The organism is uncultured Idiomarina sp. (assembly GCF_964010655.1).
Taxonomy (GTDB): Bacteria; Pseudomonadota; Gammaproteobacteria; order Enterobacterales; family Alteromonadaceae; genus Idiomarina; species Idiomarina baltica.
In genome coordinates this window covers 92,452-110,415 of the sequence record NZ_CAXGLS010000003.1, presented here as the reverse complement: position 1 = coordinate 110,415, position 17,964 = coordinate 92,452, and the positions used below count along the sequence as shown (strand labels likewise).

19 protein-coding genes are annotated in these 17,964 nt (G+C 44.9%); 8 read left to right on the top strand and 11 right to left on the bottom strand.

Annotation, left to right across the window (positions count from 1 at the left end; all coding sequences use genetic code 11):
• Positions 1-50: 50 nt before the first annotated feature.
• Both ABNS04_RS01970 and ABNS04_RS01965 read left to right on the top strand, forming a co-directional pair.
• Positions 51-575: a hypothetical protein gene (locus ABNS04_RS01970; RefSeq protein ID WP_272977918.1), complete on the top strand. Its 525-nt coding sequence runs from the start codon at positions 51-53 to the stop codon at positions 573-575.
• 26 nt (positions 576-601) lie between these two features.
• The gene (locus tag ABNS04_RS01965; RefSeq protein WP_272977917.1) at positions 602-1,081 is read left to right on the top strand and encodes a hypothetical protein; all 480 of its coding nucleotides are present in this window, start codon (positions 602-604) and stop codon (positions 1,079-1,081) included.
• 105 nt (positions 1,082-1,186) lie between these two features.
• On the opposite strand, the gene ABNS04_RS01960 is transcribed toward ABNS04_RS01965, so the two are convergent.
• The 6 genes from ABNS04_RS01960 to ABNS04_RS01935 all read right to left on the bottom strand — a co-directional run bounded on the left by ABNS04_RS01960 (position 1,187) and on the right by ABNS04_RS01935 (position 7,305).
• Entirely contained in the window at positions 1,187-1,336 is a 150-nt protein-coding gene (locus ABNS04_RS01960) for a hypothetical protein (protein ID WP_165477447.1), read from the bottom strand.
• A gap of 165 nt (positions 1,337-1,501) precedes the next feature.
• Complete coding sequence (locus tag ABNS04_RS01955) at positions 1,502-2,506, bottom strand: isocitrate dehydrogenase (RefSeq protein ID WP_006955288.1); 1,005 nt, start codon at positions 2,504-2,506, stop codon at positions 1,502-1,504.
• Between the two features lie 92 nt (positions 2,507-2,598).
• Positions 2,599-3,987, bottom strand: coding sequence for a hypothetical protein (locus tag ABNS04_RS01950; RefSeq protein WP_006955289.1), 1,389 nt, complete (start codon positions 3,985-3,987; stop codon positions 2,599-2,601).
• Entirely contained in the window at positions 3,984-4,358 is a 375-nt protein-coding gene (locus tag ABNS04_RS01945) for a DUF3192 domain-containing protein (protein ID WP_272977916.1), read from the bottom strand. Before ABNS04_RS01945 ends, ABNS04_RS01950 begins: the two co-directional genes overlap by 4 nt.
• 4 nt (positions 4,359-4,362) lie before the next feature.
• Entirely contained in the window at positions 4,363-5,718 is a 1,356-nt protein-coding gene (ppnN, locus tag ABNS04_RS01940; protein ID WP_006955291.1) for a nucleotide 5'-monophosphate nucleosidase PpnN, read from the bottom strand.
• A 30-nt stretch (positions 5,719-5,748) separates the two neighbouring features.
• Positions 5,749-7,305 (bottom strand): GGDEF domain-containing protein, encoded by a 1,557-nt coding sequence (locus ABNS04_RS01935; protein WP_272977915.1) that lies wholly within the window; start codon positions 7,303-7,305, stop codon positions 5,749-5,751.
• Between the two features lie 225 nt (positions 7,306-7,530).
• Here ABNS04_RS01935 and ABNS04_RS01930 point away from each other — a divergent pair, with 225 nt between their 5' ends.
• A complete protein-coding gene (locus ABNS04_RS01930) occupies positions 7,531-9,324 on the top strand; it encodes a PDZ domain-containing protein (protein ID WP_272977914.1) in 1,794 nt (597 codons plus the stop codon).
• Between the two features lie 2 nt (positions 9,325-9,326).
• Here the strand turns inward: ABNS04_RS01930 and queF are convergent, their stop codons facing one another.
• Positions 9,327-10,157 (bottom strand): NADPH-dependent 7-cyano-7-deazaguanine reductase QueF, encoded by an 831-nt coding sequence (gene queF, locus ABNS04_RS01925; RefSeq protein WP_006955294.1) that lies wholly within the window; start codon positions 10,155-10,157, stop codon positions 9,327-9,329.
• 66 nt (positions 10,158-10,223) lie between these two features.
• On the opposite strand from queF, the gene ABNS04_RS01920 reads away from it, so the two are divergent.
• The 3 genes from ABNS04_RS01920 to ABNS04_RS01910 all read left to right on the top strand — a co-directional run bounded on the left by ABNS04_RS01920 (position 10,224) and on the right by ABNS04_RS01910 (position 11,995).
• Positions 10,224-10,793, top strand: a complete 570-nt coding sequence (locus ABNS04_RS01920; protein ID WP_006955295.1) for a SecY-interacting protein Syd — start codon at positions 10,224-10,226, stop codon at positions 10,791-10,793.
• 143 nt (positions 10,794-10,936) lie between these two features.
• On the top strand, positions 10,937-11,314 hold the full coding sequence (locus ABNS04_RS01915; RefSeq protein WP_006955296.1) for a DUF3192 domain-containing protein: 378 nt from the start codon (positions 10,937-10,939) through the stop codon (positions 11,312-11,314).
• 45 nt (positions 11,315-11,359) lie between these two features.
• The gene (locus tag ABNS04_RS01910; protein ID WP_006955297.1) at positions 11,360-11,995 is read left to right on the top strand and encodes a GNAT family N-acetyltransferase; all 636 of its coding nucleotides are present in this window, start codon (positions 11,360-11,362) and stop codon (positions 11,993-11,995) included.
• On the opposite strand, the gene ABNS04_RS01905 is transcribed toward ABNS04_RS01910, so the two are convergent.
• Positions 11,992-12,303, bottom strand: a complete 312-nt coding sequence (locus tag ABNS04_RS01905; RefSeq protein WP_006955298.1) for a DUF3301 domain-containing protein — start codon at positions 12,301-12,303, stop codon at positions 11,992-11,994. The genes ABNS04_RS01910 and ABNS04_RS01905 overlap by 4 nt on opposite strands.
• Entirely contained in the window at positions 12,300-13,322 is a 1,023-nt protein-coding gene (locus ABNS04_RS01900; protein ID WP_006955299.1) for a DUF3549 family protein, read from the bottom strand. Before ABNS04_RS01900 ends, ABNS04_RS01905 begins: the two co-directional genes overlap by 4 nt.
• Before the next feature lie 93 nt (positions 13,323-13,415).
• Between ABNS04_RS01900 and ABNS04_RS01895 the strand changes: the two genes are divergently transcribed.
• Complete coding sequence (locus ABNS04_RS01895) at positions 13,416-13,760, top strand: YqcC family protein (RefSeq protein WP_006955300.1); 345 nt, start codon at positions 13,416-13,418, stop codon at positions 13,758-13,760.
• On the top strand, positions 13,753-14,472 hold the full coding sequence (truC, locus tag ABNS04_RS01890; protein ID WP_272977913.1) for a tRNA pseudouridine(65) synthase TruC: 720 nt from the start codon (positions 13,753-13,755) through the stop codon (positions 14,470-14,472). Before ABNS04_RS01895 ends, truC begins: the two co-directional genes overlap by 8 nt.
• A gap of 28 nt (positions 14,473-14,500) precedes the next feature.
• On the opposite strand, the gene dapD is transcribed toward truC, so the two are convergent.
• The gene (gene dapD / locus ABNS04_RS01885; protein ID WP_040487836.1) at positions 14,501-15,331 is read right to left on the bottom strand and encodes a 2,3,4,5-tetrahydropyridine-2,6-dicarboxylate N-succinyltransferase; all 831 of its coding nucleotides are present in this window, start codon (positions 15,329-15,331) and stop codon (positions 14,501-14,503) included.
• A 10-nt stretch (positions 15,332-15,341) separates the two neighbouring features.
• On the bottom strand, positions 15,342-17,963 hold the full coding sequence (gene glnD, locus ABNS04_RS01880) for a [protein-PII] uridylyltransferase (RefSeq protein WP_006955304.1): 2,622 nt from the start codon (positions 17,961-17,963) through the stop codon (positions 15,342-15,344).
• Position 17,964: the final 1 nt, after the last annotated feature.

The window sequence follows — 17,964 nt, the reverse complement described above, 5'->3', positions numbered from 1 at the left end:
TGTTTATTAACTAATGGCGAAATTGCCAACTGGACAACTAGGCTGACATAGTGGGTGATCCGGTTATCGGGCGTTTTTACAGCAATGATCCTAATTGTACCAACGTGATTAAAAAAGGTGGTTCTTCTGGTAGAGAGAGTAGAGCTGGCGCAGTCAAACGGATTGTCTCTGAAGTTGAAGCTATAGGTGATTTCAAAAATAAAGGTGAAGCTGATTGGTTGTATGAGCTGATTGATGATAGAAACCTTGAAGTTACAGTTCAAGCTGGATTGATTACAGTTCGAGTGTTATTACCTTTGCGGTTAGCTCCTAATGGTCATGTTCAGGCTGATGCAATAATAGTAGGAGGGTATTCTGTTCATGGTCAAAGTACCATTAGACATAGACCAGATGGAACATATGGTATATACGATGGGAAATATGACTTTGAAATGCACTGGAATATGTCTCCACGAGAAATTTCAAGAGAAATGTTGCGGAATTTTGGTACTTTTTTTGGAGCGCCAATAAGTGGAACACCATTTCAAATACATTATCATGGAAATGTTGGTACAGTAATTCCCTACCGTCCTTAAAAATATATAGGTATTAAGGTAGCTAAATGAAATTTATAGACATAAAGACTAAGTATTTAAAAAAATTATTAATATTAGTAATTTCATTTTTAATTGTATCTTGTGAACAATATAAATTAATGAATTCTAATTTATCAGTGAGTGAAGACACAGATCACTTATATGTATATGATAAATCGAAAAATTTGATAATCATTGATCAGTTAGTTGTAGATTATGAAATCAAAGGTGATGAATTATTTGTTCTTCGAATGGTTTCTGGCAGTATTGATTGTTATGACATCAATAATGTTCCAACCATAATCACTCATTATTCAGAAAAAAAAGAATACTGGATTATAAACTTAGGCAAAGATGAAATTGATGGGCCATTTGACGAAAATACATTTAAACTCAAATTGAAAAGTAAAGGGCTTTCGGATATAAATTTGAAAGTCCCAACAAATTACCGAGCCAATACTGAATATTTTATAAAAGAAAAGTCAGCTTGTTATAGAGTTGAGTAACACTTTTACACTTTGAACCCAAAGCCTCGCCCTCGCAGGGCTTTTTTCTTTGCTTACATCAAGACAAGTAGTAGCTGTTCAATATTCAGATGAGACGGTGCAGGGTCAGGGCATCAATAGTTGGTGGCGAGGGTGAGTAAATACACCATCGCCACCGTAAAAATTAGTGAGAACGTAACTGTAAATCCACTCGTGACTGATTGGATAATCTAGTCGCGTGTAGATAACCGATACCTGCTCCGGACTCCAGTCCATCTCTACACAAGCCCTATGATGTTTCGCTTATTCTCGTAAACTCTTTTGAGCTTTGGCTTGGGCGTAATGTTCTGCTATTTACACGAAGCCTTTTTCAGCTATCGACTTATAAAGATGGAATGCTATTTTTTCAATTCTAAGTTAGACAATGAAAATTAGCTCTGTTTATAAACGCTCAATGATGGCGTCTGTAAAGTCAGTAGTGCCATGACTACCACCTAAATCGCGCGTTGTACGATCACCTGATTCGATAACCTCAGCTAAAGCACGAGTAATTTTCTCTGCTGGCTCAGGCATTTCTAAATACTCAAGCATTTGCACAGCGGCTAAAATGACCGAGCTTGGGTTGGCTAAATTTTTACCTGCGATATCCGGTGCTGAACCGTGTACAGCCTCGAAAATTGCACAATCTTTGCCTATGTTTGCACCAGGCGCCATACCAAGACCGCCAACCAGGCCTGCACAAAGGTCAGATAGAATATCGCCGAATAAGTTGGTGGTGACTAATACGTCGAAGTCTTCTGGGTTCATCACCAAGCGCATGCATGCTGCATCAACAATCATCTCGGCTGATTCAATGTCGGGGTATTCATCAGCGATTTCGCGGGCGACTTTTAGGAACAGTCCAGAGGTTGATTTAAGGATATTTGCCTTGTGTACCGCTGTCACTTTCTTACGGCCTTCGCGGCGAGCAAGGTCATAGGCAAAACGCACGATACGTTCAGCTCCAGCGCGTGTGATTTTGCTCATTGCTTCCGCTTCTGAACCATCTTCACTGACTTTCTGACCCAAACCTGAGTACATACCCTCGGTATTCTCTCGCACCGTGATAATATCGATATTGTCATAACGTGCTTGAGTACCTTTGAATGACTTCACTGGGCGTAAATTCGCGTACAGACCAAAGCGCTTACGCAAACTGACGTTAATTGAAGTAAAGCCTTCTCCAACCGGAGTTGTTAATGGGCCTTTTAAGGTAACGCCGTTCTTAGCTATGGCGTCCAATGTAGCTTGTGGCAACAACTCACCCGTTTTCTCGAGCGCTGTGAGACCTGCGTCGACAAATTCGTAGTCGAATTCACAGCCCGCTTTTTCTAGAATAGCGAGGGCCGATTTGACGATATCGGGACCAATACCATCGCCTGGGATCACTGTGATTTTTCTGCTCATATTCGTTCCTTATGCCTAGCTACTACATTAAATTAGGAGTTTGCGGATTCCGAAAGTCTAGCACTACAACCGCCGATGGACTAGCGTGGATATTATTCGCTTGGGTGATTGTAATCATTCACTGCGCAAATGTGTGTGTTTAATGGCGTATAACTATGACAAAACGATATGGCCTCGTTTTTGATACGCAATAACTGCGTCGCATCTAAATTGAGGCGTTCGCAAAGTTTGGGCAGTAACGCGAGCCAGCGTTTAGGCGTTTGTTTTTCTCCTGCATAAAGCTGTTGTAAAAGGATGCAGCCGAGCAAGAAAACTGTTTGTTGTTTATTCGTCACTTCATGTTGAACCCTGATTAGGTGATTTACTTGTTCAGGTAGCCGCCAGCGATGAATTAGAATGGAGCTATATTTTTGCCTTTCAATTTCTACAACTGCGCCGATAATAGAGAATATACTGAGCGATGTATCATCGGGTACAGCGGGCCATCGAATGGCACTGGCAAGCGTAGGATGATGTATTAGGTCAGTTGCAATAATCTGCGCGATTAGCTTCTCTCGTACAGGCCATTTAATTTGAGCAGTTTGATTAAGTCGCCGCCAGAGTTCAATAAGTAAGGACAGTCGCTGCATCAGGCTCTCATGCAGCGGAATACGATGGCGGTCAAGGTGTTGCTGCAAACTGGCGGACGCCAGCACACGAGACGCCCGTTGCGCGCCAAGATAGAGGTACGCGTGTTTTGTTGATTTAAACGGGGCTACCTGCGCATGCTCACGCGCAGCTTGATGGAGCGCCTTTCTAAGACCCGGCTGTTGTTCAATTGCTGCGATGATTGGAGTTAATGAATCTGTTCCATCCGCAAATCGCTTGATTGCTTTAAGCAGTGTCTTGGGCGGTTTGACTGAGTTATTCAGATACGCTGGCGTCGCTCTCTTGTGCTGTAAAGCCGGTTCGAGGTGTTCGCTGGTTAGCTTTTCTACCCTGTACGGTCGACTTAGTTCAGCGTAGGGCCAATACTCTAGGTGATGTTCGCCGATTAAAAGTTGGTTTAGGGTTCCTTTGCCGTCTAAGGCGAGTTGGTATCGCGCCAAGTGCAACGACCAATCGACTAAATAGTACGCATAGTGGTGACGGCGTTCTTTTTTATGAAGACATGCATGTAAAACTTCAGATTTTAGACGATTCGTATTGCTTAAGTGGGTCGGCAAAGTACGAATTAATACTGCAGTCATTAATAGTCTTCGGAAAGGTGTAGCTAAACCTAGCTCATAACTCAACTTGAATACATTGATTGCGCTTTGAAGCGCAAGCGTGTGTGGCAGGTTTTGCGCTCGATGACCCAGTGCCCAGTGAGCAAAATAGTCAGGCCACTGATATTCACTTATCTCGTATTCAAGCTTCTTGGTTTGTGCGTATATTTCAACGGCAGTGGAGTGTACTAGTGCAGAGCGAAACGACGTTAAAAATTCATCTAAACGATTCATTGAGTGCCTTTATAGCTATCGTATGCGCCACTCCCCCAAGCCGTTAGTTGGTTATTTTCAAATAATAACGCAGTACACTCGTCCTTGGTTGTGATACCGTCGGAAGTCACATGATGTGTGCGATAAAATAGCACGTGGAGATCACCGCGTGAGGTTTCCTTTGCTTCATTTATATCAGGCGATCCGAGCATACGGATCACCTGATCCTTTGACATACCGAGTTCGAGCTGACCGATTTGCATTGCGTTGTAGGTTTCGCGCTCCTGCCACTTCATATCCGCTGGATCTGCTTGGTAAAATACTTTTACCAGTCCTAGAATGGCGATGTAGCCGACAATACCTACAAACAATACTAAGCCAAGCTTGCGCATTCGATTAGTCCGTAATGACTTTATAGCACGGGTTGTATACTGAACCCGGCAGCTTCATGCGACCTTGTTCAACAAACGCTCGTAATAGCTCATCAAGTCGCTTCATTAGACTTTGCTCACCATGAATCGTAAATACACCGTTTTTGCGTATCTGACGAATACCTTCATCTTTCACATTACCTGCCACGATTGCTGAGAATGCGCGACGTAAGTCCGCGGCTAAACGTTCTTTGGGTTGATCTGGATGAAGGTTGAGCGCAGCTACATTTTCATGGGTTGGACTGAAGGGACGCTGGAACTCTTCATTAATCTTTAATGTCCAGTTGAAGTAGTAAGCATCACCCGAGTCACGTCGATATTGTTTCACCGCTGCCATACCCGCATGCATGTGTTGAGCTACGGCTGCCGGATCATCAATGATTATTTTGTATAACTGGCGGGCTTCATCACCGATAGTCGCACCAATGAATTCATCTAAAGCTTCAAAATAGTCACGCGATGATGCAGGACCGGTTAAAATGACAGGTAAGCTTTGGCGCTGATTATCAGGGTGCATCAAAATTCCCAATAAATAAAGTAGCTCCTCAGCAGTTCCTGCACCACCTGGGAATATGACAATTCCGTGTGCGCACCGCACAAACGCCTCAAGACGTTTTTCAATGTCAGGTAAAATCACCAACTCGTTGACAATTGGATTAGGTGGCTCAGCAGCAATAATGCCTGGCTCTGTTAAGCCCAAATAGCGACCACCTTCAACACGCTGTTTTGCATGACCAATTGTTGCGCCTTTCATCGGACCTTTCATGGCTCCTGGCCCACAGCCAGTGCAGATATTGAGTCCACGCAAACCGATATGATAGCCGACATCTTTCGTGTATTTATACTCAATCTCATTAATTGAGTGTCCACCCCAACAAACCACCATATTGGGCTCTTCTTGAGGGCGTAATGTACGTGCATTTCGTAAAATATCAAAAACAACGTGAGTCAAGGTCGCGCTGTCAGCGTGCTCTAAGTCAGTTTCTGAATAACGCTCACCCGTAAACAAGATGTCACGCAAGACTGATTCAAGTAGCTCTCGGATGCCGACAATAACCTCACCATCTACGAAGGCTTCTTCTGGTGGTTCGATAAGCTCGAGTTTGATCCCGCGCTCACGGCGAATGATATTGACTTCAAAGTCTTTATAACTGTCGTAGATATCCGCTGAGCTATCGGTGTGGCTACCTGCGTTAAGAACTGCTAAGCAGCAGTTACGAAAGAGCTTATAAAGTTGACTATTTGATGATGCTTTTAATCGTTCGATTTCTAATTGTGATAGCAGGGACATGCTTCCCTGAGGTGAAATACTTGCTTTCATTACTTATTTCTTACTCCTAAACAGTGTTCCTCAATTCGATACAGCGCTTGCTAATACAATTTTATTTCTGCCTGTCTTCTTGGCTTCGTACAGTGCGTTATCAGCTGTTTCGAATAGTGAGGTTAACGATTGGTTGACCTGCTGTAACTCAGCAATACCAACCGATACGGTAATCCTAATATCTTCTGATCTAAATTTGAATGGGATATTACGGATACGTTCACACGCCTTTTCTAAGCGTGCTTGAGCATCTGCGATCGGTGTGTTGGGGAACAGTACGACAAACTCCTCTCCACCATATCGACAGACAAAATCTGATTCATTAACTGCCTTTCTTAACATACTTGCAATGACTTGTAACGTTTTATCGCCCGCGCTGTGACCGAAATTGTCGTTGATACGCTTAAAAAAGTCGATATCTAAGACGGCGATGCTGACAGGTTCTTTCGTTCGTTTGAAGCGTTGTTCTTCGACCCGCATACGTTCTTCGAGTGCGGCACGGTTAGGTAGCTTCGTTAGACTGTCTTGTAAGCTTTTAAATTTTTGCTCAGCCAACTTTTGTTTGTAATGATGCACCTGTTGTTCAAAATGTGTCAGTTTGCTGTTCAGTTTTGCCGTGGTGCGCTCGAAGTGCTGTCGCTCATGCTCTTCTAGTGCCAATTTTTCTTTCAATGTTTCATTTAACTGACACAGGTGGCTTGCTACTTCTTGCTTAAGTGTCTCTAAATGTTGTGCGCTCTGCACCGATGCATTTAATCGATCAACGTTAGATTGGAGTTGTTCATTGAGGCTTGAATTTTCACTCTCATAATGACCTCGCTCATTTACACTTTGATTGAGTGTGCCTTGAACAACACCTAGGGTTTGCGAAATTTCTAACAGAAAATTCTGCGCCGATTGGCGCTCGAGACTGACGCCATCAATGATGGTTTCTAGTAAATTGACTAACACTGAGAGTAATTCGGTGTTGTCGAGTTTCCCTTTAAGTTTTCTCGCGATTAAGTTGAGCTGTTGCTCTGTCGAGCCATTAAACTCCAATTGCGTGATAAGCTTAAGCACTATTTTTTGATGCGCTTGGCTTTGCTGTTCTGGTGCACTTACGATGTCACTGCCAAGCCGCTGACAATAGTTGAGCAGTGTAATCATCAACGGCATATAATGCATGATTGAGACGTGTTGTGATTGACTCAATTCAATGATGCGTTGTAACTCCGAACGCGCGCTCTTTGATAGGTTGGGTTGCTTGAGTAACCAGTTGAGTGTTGCAAAGGTGACTTCGTGAGCATCTTTTAGGTTGCGCTGAACTTGGTTGGCAACAGATTGGATATGAGCTTCTGACTCTGTCATAACAGGTTTCAAAAGTTCCATTCCACTGTTTCTTTGTAATAAACCGCGCAGCTTGGTTAACGCGTTATCAAGGTTTTGGTCTAAGCCTCCGCAAGCATATGAAAGCTGCGTTAGCATGTTGGAAAAATGAGTCCAGTCGTGTTGGTATTCGTCCTCGAGCTGTTTTCGCGACTGAATCGTTTGGTTGAGTCGCTTTTCTAATATAGCTAGTTTTTCTTCGGTCGAATTCGATTGATTCAAAACTCAGTCTCACAGCGTTTTCTTATGTTCATGCTCATAGTGTATACCATTCAATTATAAATGTTCGATGAAAGCACGTAAAAATTTGCCTGAAACCCGCTCATTAGACGGTAAAAATATGCGTCTAATCGCACAGACTCCCGCTCTTTGTTTCATCATGCTACTCTACGTCGGCATACTTACTTATAAAAATTAAAACCAGCGAGCTCATCACAAGGAGTTAACGTGTTTAAGAAATCTTTATTAGCACTTGCAGTCGCTGCATCAACGCCCGCTTGGGCCGATGTTGATTACCACCTTAATTTAACGAAGCCGACCCATCACACTGGCCAAGTTGATATTGTGTTCCCTGACGTTGAAAACGATTATATAGACGTCAAAATGCCAGCGTGGCGAACCGGTTATTATCGTATTTTAAATCTTGCCAATGGCGTACGTGAATTTAAAGCAACGTCAGAAGATGGTGAGTCACTGACTTGGGAAAAAATTGATAAAAGCACATGGCGCATTCACTTACCGAAGTCGGCGCAAGGTGATGACGTTAAGGTCAACTATCAAATTTATGCGAATCAACTCGGACGACGTAGTCGCCACATTGATGACTCTCACGCCTATTTAGACGCGTCAGCAGTGTTTATGTATGCCGACGAGTACCGCTCAGAGCCAGTGACGGTCAGCCTTGATGTGCAAGACGGTTGGCGCAGCGTATCAGGCATGGAGAAAGAGGCAGAGCATACGTTTGTGGCGGATAATTGGGATATCTTAGTTGACTCACCCATTGAGACAGGTATCAACGAACTGTATAAATTCAGTGTTGACGATCGTGACTACGAAGTGGTTTTTTGGGGTGAAGGCAATTACGATGCAGAACAAACCGTTAAGGACTTAGAAAAGCTTGTTCAGCAGTCGCAGAATATTTGGCAAGGTCATCCCTATGAACGTTATGTATTTATGATCCATGCGACTTCGGGAGCAGGTGGCGCAACCGAACATCGCAACTCGACGATCATTCAGCGTCCACGCTATAGCTACGTAAGCAGAGACGACTATCTAAGCTTCTTATCAACAGCTTCTCACGAACTGATTCATACTTGGAACGTAAAAGCCTATCGTCCGGAAGCCTTAGTGCCATACGATTATCAGAAGGAAAATTACACTGACCTATTCTGGTTAGCTGAGGGCTCAACAAGTTATTTCCAAAATCATTTGCTGATGCAAGCAGATATCATGACGACTGATGAGTATTTCGAACGCGTTGCTTCTGGGATCGAGCGTTTTTACGGCAAACCGGGGCGTGAAATCATGTCTGTGTCAGAAGCATCGTTTGAAGTTTGGAGTGACCAGTATGGCGATCGCGCTCACAACTTCTCAGTTAATATCTACTCAGAAGGTGCGATGGTTTCATGGTTGTTAGATCTAGCGTTAATTGAGCGCACTGATGGCGAGGTGACTTATCGCGATGTTCATAATGCACTTTATCAGCGTTTTGATGCCGATGAGGAAGGCTTTAATAGTGATGATGTTGTCGCTATCTTAGATGAGCTGACAGGTCAGTCGTGGCAGCAGTGGTGGGATGAGCATGTCAATGCGCCCGTCGCTGAGATCAATTTTGATGAGTTGCTGAATACCGTTGGTATGAAGCTGACATTTGCTTCAGCTGATGAGCAAAAACCTTGGGCCGGTTGGCGTGGTAAAGCAGCCGCTGAGGGTGTTGAATTGGTTCAGGTAGAGCGAGGCTCACCTGCTTGGGACGCCGGTTTTACTCCAGGCGACGTGATTGTTGCTTATGATGGGCAGCGTGCGGCCGATGGACGTTTCGAAGAAGCTCTGCAAGAGCGTGAAGTCGGTGATACGGTTGAAGTCACATTCTTCCGTCGTGACCAACTTCATACTGCTGAACTAGTACTGGGCGAAGAGCAACATACAGGTGCGAAAATTGAGCCGATAGAAGCACCTTCTGCTAAACAGAAGGCACGCTTCTTACAATGGTTACAAATTCCTCACCCGAATGCGAGTTAATCCTACTGCCGTGCAAGGCGCTGCCCACTCGGTGGCGCCTTTTCAAAGTTTGAACGAAACGGATTGATATCTAATCCACCTCGACGCGTGTAACGGGCGTAGACAGTCAGTTGCGTGAAGCCCAAGCGCTGCAGGTCGATAAAAATACGTTCCACACACTGTTCGTGAAATTCGTTGTGTCGTCGAAAACTAATCAGATAGCGTAGTAAGCTTGCGCGATCGAGACGTGGTCCAACGCCATGTATGTAAACTGATCCCCAATCAGGTTGATTAGTAATTAGGCAGTTTGATTTAAGTAAGTGGCTATGCACTGAAATTGATTCAATGATCGAGGTATCGACTGTTAATAGGTCCGGTTGGTAATCGTAGGTGCTTACTTCAATATCTTGTTCGTCAATACACGCTCCTGGTAAGCCACTTATCGGCGTGCCACTTAATTCATCTAAAGAACTTAAGCTGACTAAGACATTAGCACCGGCGCAGGTCGACAAATCGTGCTGCATGATATCCGCAACGGTTTGCCAGTCTTCGAACCGACTCTCGTTAAAGCTATTTAAATAGAGTTTAAATGACTTTGATTCAATTAAATGAGGGCTATCACAGGGCACAGAAAATTCAGCAATAGCCACTTGCGGTAAGCCTCTATTATTCAGCCATGAGACTTCATATCCCGTCCAGTCGTCTTGACCATCAAACGGTAGTTTTTGAGTTATCCCAATGGGTGTGCGATTAAGTTCGCGAGCTACAGCATGCAACTGGCTCGGGTCGTATGTGGTTGGGTAATCAGTGGCTTTACCCAAGTTTAGGTGAGCGAGTGGGTCGTTTTTTTGCATTGATGCGCTCCATGGTAAACTAAATTAGTTAAATCTATTTTACGCTGTTAAAAGGAAATGCACCAGATGAACCCCGTATCAACTGAACACGCCGTTAGCGTTTTGTTAGAGCGCTACCTCGAAGTGATCCCTGAACCCAAAACCGAATGGGTTGAAGAGTGGGATGCTAAGATATATCAGCAACGAATAGGTGAAGAGCAGGTTATTTGGCGGCCTGTAAAGCGTGATGAAGTGCAAGACTTTAGTAAGTTAGAGTCAGCATTAGACATGCGATTTCATGACAGTGTAAAACGATTATTTGGCGATTGGTTCAGCGGTGATCTCAGTCTCGCTTTTGCAACTGGTGAGACAACCCCGTCAATGGGCTTTGAATTGTTGATGCCGCAATGCCAAGAGGATGCTGAACGGCTGCTGCAAAATCTGACGGGGCACATTTTGATGAAGCGCAAGTTGAAGCAGCCTGTCACGATTTTTATCGGTATTTTACATGAACATGATGATTGCTTGGTCTCGATAGATAACTCCACAGGAGAGGTCGCACTTGAGTGGTTAGGGAAGCTACAGCACCAAACCTTAGCGGTCGATCTCGCTACATTTTTATTGCAATGTCAGCCACATAGTGGTGAAAATGACTAAGCAATGCGAGCTTAAAGTAAAGTGAGACATCATTAAATGCATTAAAAACAATGGGTTATTATTTTGGTGCGATTTTTGCTTAATTTGTCGTGAGTGCGCGAATGAGCACAATTCTTAAAATAACTAAAAATCGGAGATTGAAGATGGAATTCAGAAAGCTTGCATTGACTGGACTTGCGGGAATGATGACGCTCTCACTGTCGGGATGTATTGTTGTGAGTGAGCCTAGCTGGGATAAAGACGATCCACAGTATGATCAAATTCACGACGAGCGGGGCAATCGTCAGACAATTGCTCAATTAAATTTAAATGCTGATTTTGAGTCTGTCCGTAATAAGCTCGGTACACCTGATTTTACTGAACGATGGACCGAGGATGGCGACCAGTATCAAGTGCTTTTTTACCGGACGCAACGTGTTCACGCAGACGGTATGACCACTAAAGATGAGTGTACCCCGATTGTATTTAAGAATGGGTCACTGATTGGGACAGGTCAATTGGCTCTCGACAAGGTGATGTAATCAGAGTAGGTTGGTGATAGCGTACTATGTAATAGGAGAGTTGCTATGCCAACCGAAGTTGCCGTATCAACACAGGACGTTGAGCTTGTAGAGCTGGACGTATGTCAGCTCAATAGCGTAGCGTCCTTATTGTTTCAAACCTACCAAAATGATGCGCTGATGCAGCGTATCTTTCAAGCCGACAAAGCGGACTATGAAAAGCGTTTACGCGCAGCGATACGCGAGGAATTGATTGCTCAGTGGGACAATGGGCAACCCATTATCGCGGCGATGCATGATGAAGCGCTGTTAGGTGTCGTATGTCTATCAAAGGTTGAACATCAATTCGGACCTACCAGCCGATGGAACTGGTACATTTCGATGTTATTGACAGCAGGTTGGGTAAGTACGCGTTACGTACTTGATAAAGAGCGCCAAATAAAGTCATTACTCAAAGATCAACCCTGCTATCTGATTTCTTTCATTGGTGTCGCCGAGCAGTATCAACACCAAGGTATTGGGCAGTTACTGTGCCAAGCGGCGTTACAGGAGAGTGTTGAACGCGGTGGCGTTAAACAGTTGGCGGTATTTACTTCTGATCAGCAACAACAAACGTTTTTCAACCGTTGTGGCTTTACGCAGCAGCACGCTGTTGACGTTCATGACGTACCCGGCGCACTGCTCACCCTGAACGTCGATTAGTTGGGTTCACGAAAAGGCGGGAGATCGACGGCAATTAACTGACTATTATGCAAGGTTAACGTGCCTTCATAACGTGAAGTGCCGTCACTACTAAAGCCCATCACAAAGCGGCTTCGCCAGCCCGGATGACGACCTTTAAAAGACCAACGCGTGCTGACTTTCTCTAAATCTAGCATTTGCAGTCTCTGTTGCTTGCAATACCAAAGCGCGTGTTGGTAGGCATGCTCCGTTTGACGTCGGTGTTGCCAGAACAACCAAATCACACACAACAATAGTAAGAATAATAGTACATCAAATAGAGTGATCATGAGGCTTGTTGCGTCTTAAGTTTTAGGAGCTGCTGCTTGACCTCGATAGAAATATCATTTTGGGCTATTTTACGCAGTACCAAAGGGCGCAATTCTGGCAGTGAAACAGCGTCCTCGAATAACGCCTGAAACCATGTCTGTTGAAGCTCAGCAATGCGCTCAAGGTACAATCGGAGTAGCTCTTCATTTTGTAGTGTGGGCCATAAACGAGCGCCCACGACCGTTAATATATTGGCGTCGATTGGCTGCTTTAATAGGGTCATTACTGCTTTTTGCACACGTTTATCGTTGCTCATGCTCGCTAACGCCCGCAGAGCGTATAACGCACGTGTCTCATTCGCTTCGGTCAACTCGTTCAGATAGAAGTCGCGCAACTTTGCGGGTATTGAGTGTTGTTCTAGCGCCTCCGCTAAATAACGTTGTACCGTGGGCGCATAGTTTGTGTAATGCTCAGTAATCGCGGTTGCCAATTCGGGCAGATTCATTAAACGAGCAGCACAATCATGTAAGCCCTGTACGCCGATATGTTGCCAATCGTCGTGTTTGCCCATCAAGTAGTCAAACGTAGTATCAAAGTACTGGCTCGGTGCAGCTTGACGCTGAGTTGAAATATGTGCATGTAGTGCGGCACGCTGGGTTTGGCTCGGAGTAAATAAATACGGATTATGCTTGAGCTGCTCTTCTTGTTCTTTAGTCAGGGCATCAGTGAGTTGCTGGCCTAATGCGGATACAACATACTCAAGATATTGGTCACGCGCAGCAACATTCAGAAGTCCCCGTTCGTCCAGAGGAAATTTTAAGAACCACAGATAGTCCTGTTGCGGACTACTCTTGTGGCGAAATAGAATGGCCAGGTGCGCGTGATGAGCAAGCGGAAACGGATGAGGTTGCTGTTGGTGTTCAATAGCGGCAAAGGTCTCTACTGAAATTTGACTGAGTCGCCGACCCAAATCAAATACCTGAAATTCAGTGTTGCCTGCTGCCAAAAACTCGCCAATGGTTGCTATCTTATCAGTCACTCAACGTCTCCAAGCTTGAATTTAATTCGGTTTTCAATCAGTATTGTCGCCATTATATCGGTTATCAAACCTAAAGTGGTAATGGAGTCTCCGATGGAGCAGTATCAAAAAGCGGCCCGGCTACTCGATCGTATCGAACGAGAGTTAAATAGCTTGGGCCTCTGGCAATCTCATCAACCGCCTGTTGAAGCGTTGGATAGCCAACAGCCATTCGCTATGGATACCCTCGAGTTTCATCAATGGCTACAATTCATAATGATACCGCGAATGTGGTCATTGATCGATGCGAAACAGCCTCTTCCCGATTCAATCGCCGTCAGTCCGATGGCAGCGCATTCCTATCGAAATGCGATTGAGCAACACGAACAACTGATTGAGTTAATCCGTGAATTTGATGTCTTATTAAGTGGCTCTGATCCGTTGCAAGACGATGTCTGAATCCGACTTATTACAGGTCGTCTATAAAGACGAGTATCTCGTGGTGATAGATAAGCCTAGCGGCTTATTGGTTCACCGTAGTTGGCTCGCTTCGGATGCTAAGCGATTTGCAATGCAAATGCTCCGAGACCAGCTCGGTCAACGGGTTTACCCTGTTCATCGGCTTGATAGACCTACATCGGGTCTACTGATTTTTGCACTTTCGTCCGAGATTGCACGTGCGCTCAATGAACAGTTTGCCGAACGAGATATCAAGAAAGTCTATCATGCCGTTGTACGAGGCTATGTGGATGATGCTGGCATTATCGATTATGCGCTAAAAGAAGAGCACGACAAGATAGCTGATAAGCAGGCGCAGGCGGATAAACCGGCTCAGGAAGCCGTTACGGAATATCAATGTGTTGCTCGCGTCGAGTTGCCATTTAAGGTCAGTAAGAAACATGATACGAGCCGCTACTCGTTGGTCAAGTTAATGCCTCTAACAGGGCGTAAGCATCAGTTACGTCGGCATATGTCGCACATAAGACACCCAATTATTGGCGATACTCGGCACGGGGAAGGGCGGCACAATCGTTTTTTTCGTGAGCATTTTGATTGTCATCGCTTGCTACTAGCATCTACCGCGATCGAATTTCAACACCCCAAGACAGGCAAACTGTTGAGCGTTGAGATTGAAGTTCCAGAAATATTATCACGCCCGTTCGTCAGGTAACGGGCGTGATAATATCATAAGTACTGATTTATTCTGCGCTGCGTAGTAACGCATTAATACCGACTTTTGCACGCGTTTTAGCATCAACACGTTTAACAATAATTGCGGCATAAAGGCTGTGCGTACCATCGGCAGAGGGGAGTGCGCCAGGCACAACGACGGCTCCTGCAGGAACACGACCGTAGATGATTTTGTCGTTTTCACGATCGTAAATGCGTGTGCTTTGGCCTATATAGACGCCCATTGAAATGACTGCGCCTTCTTCAACGATCACTCCCTCGACGATTTCAGAACGTGCGCCAATAAAGCAGTTATCTTCAATAATCGTTGGATTGGCTTGTAGTGGTTCGAGAACTCCGCCAATACCCACGCCACCAGACAGGTGAACATTTTTACCAATTTGTGCACACGAACCGACGGTCGCCCAGGTATCCACCATACTTCCATCGCCAACGTATGCGCCGATGTTTACATAGCTCGGCATGACCACTACATTACGACCAATGAAGGCGCCTTTGCGAACCATCGCAGGCGGAACGACACGCATGCCCTCCGCACGAAAACGAGCACTGTCATAGTCGGCAAATTTAGCGGGGACTTTATCCCAAAAACGCGTTTCGCCGCCTTCGATGAGGTCGTTATCGTTCAGTCTGAAAGATAATAGTACCGCCTTCTTCAGCCATTGATGAACGATCCACTCCCCAGATACTTTTTCTGCGACACGTAATTCACCACGATCGATTTCATCAATGATATAGCGGACGACTTCACGTAGCTCATCATCATCGGTACGGGGAGAAATTTGATCACGCTGCTCAAAAGCTTCATTGATTAACTTTTTATACTTTTCAAACGACATGTTTGCCTCATTATCCATCTAAATCACTGGTAATTTGCTGTTTAAGTGCCAGCTTTTGTTCATCTGAGAGCGCTTCACCACGGTGTGAAGATACAATGAATAGATCCTCAGCTTGCTCTCCTATAGTGGTTATTTTTGCGGCTAAAAGACTGACATCAAGACGTTGCAAAATGGCTGCTATACGTGCGACAAGTCCCGGCCTATCAAGTGCTACGAGCTCGAACGTCGTACGTCCGCGATGTTTTACTGGTAAAAAATTCACTTGCGTTTTAACACTAAAGTTCTTTAATCGACGCGAGAGTGGCCGGTTATTCTTAGGTACTTTTCGGCGCCTATGTAAGACATCAAGCAGGTGCTGCTTCACTTCCTCAATGCGACGCGTTTCAGTAAGTGGTTTTCCGTTCCGCTGCAGTAAAACAAAAGTATCCATCACGAAGCCGTCACGAGTTGCCAATATTTGAGCGTCTAAGATAGTCAACTGCTGGCTATCTAACACACCTGCGACGGCAGCAAAAAGGTGTCCCTCATCATGGTGATAAACAAACAACTCAGTAGTACCATAGTTGTTTTCGTCACCAATTAGAATCAATGGCAGTTCGTCATCTTTTAGTTGCAATATATGCTGGGAGTGCCAACTAATCTGCTCCGCCGTGTGACGAAAAAAGTAGTCCGCTGTAAAGCGCCCCCAAAGCGCAAGAATGGCCTCTTTTTCATAACCGCCACTCAGTAACAAAGCCATTGCATTGGCTTTATTTTGCTGGATTTTATCACGCACGTCGAGCGTTGGTTTACTACTGTTTTGTTCTAATAAATAACGAGTCGCGTTATACAATTCTTCGAGTAAGGTTGCTTTCCAGTTATTCCAAAGCGAATGGTTAGTCGCGCGAATATCCGCTACGGTGAGACAATAAAGAAAGTCGAGTCGTTCAACCGTATCCACAATATTGGCGAACTCTTGAATCACGTCAGGGTCATGAATATCGCGTTTTTGTGCAGTCACCGACATGGTTAAATGGTGTTCTACCAGCCAACTAATTAAATCGCTGTCTGCTTGACTGTAGCGATGTTGCAAACAAAAATTACTGGCATCCATCGCACCGAGTTCAGAGTGGTCTCCTCCACGACCTTTGGCGATATCGTGGAAAATGCCCGCCAAGTAGAGGCAATGTCGACGCGTCATTTGAGCTACGCGTTCTTCGCATAAAGGAAATTGCCCGACATACTCTGGATCTGAAAAACGATAAAGGTTGCGTACTAAACGAAAGGTGTGTTCATCGACCGTGTAGGCGTGGAAGAGGTCAAACTGCATTTGACCTACAATCTGCTGCCATTGGGGCAAGTAGCTTGCTATGACGCCATGATGATGCATTAAGGCAAAAGCACGACCACAGCCTGATGGATGTTCGATAAGTCGCTTAAACCAGAAACGACAGTCGGGATCATAGCTTAATGGTTCGTTGAGCTGAGCACGCGCGTTACGTAATTGACGAATCGTGTGTGAATGGATGCCTTCAATTTCTGGGTGTTCAGCAATAATTACAAATGCTCGAATCAGCTGGCTATGGTCTTCGAATACTTCATCGTGGCGTGCACTGAGCAGGTGTTGATTGATCGCAAAGTGTTCATCGATATCAATGGTATGATGCAGGTCTTGCGGGTTAAGGATAGCTTGCTGAAAAAACTGCAGTAGCATCTGATTCAGCTCACTGACACGAAGTACGACCTTAAAGTAGTCTTTCATCATCAGTTCTACTGATTGCTTGCCTTCATTCCCGTAACCAAGACGCACTGCAACGCCGGGTTGAAAATCAAATAGTAATCTATCCTCGCGTTTGCCTACTTCAAGGTGAAGTGCGAAACGAATACGCCAGAGCCAGTTCATACATTCACGTAGTTCAACAAATTCATCGGCCGTCATGTAACCGAACTCGACTAGGCTTTCGTCCGAGTGGGTTTGGAAATGACGTTTGGCAATCCAACCAATGGTTTGAATATCGCGAAGTCCGCCAGGGCTGGATTTAATATTAGGTTCAAGGTTATACGATGTACCGTGATATTGCTGATGTCGTTGCCTTTGTTCGTCAAGCTTCGCTTGATAGAAGTCTCGGCTTGACCAGGGGAAGTCGGATAATAATCGCTGCTCATAGTCGCGAATGAGCGTTTCATCACCCACTACGGGTCGGCTCTCAATTAGGTTGGTTGCCGTGGTGATATCTTCAGAAGCGGCACTTAAGCACTGGGAAACTGTGCGTACCGAGTGACCTACATCGAGGTGCAAGTCCCATAGAAAAGTGACAAATTCTGACACTGCACAACGTGATAATGTATCCTCGCAATCAACTAAAATGAGTAGATCTATATCGGATCCGGGATGTAAGGTATGACGACCATAGCCGCCTACCGCAATCAACGCCATAGATTCATTGGAAAAGTCAAAGCGATGCCAGAGTTCTGTTAACAATTGATCGAAAAATTGAGCCCTATGGTGAATGAGCTCGTCAATATCGGCAGTGACAAAGTGGCCTTCTGACCAACGATGATAATGAGCAATGAGTTCGCGGTAGGCTCCGGCCTCAAGCGCAAGGTTTGAGGCGGGCCAATGTGCATAAAAATCTGCTTGCTCGGTATCCATC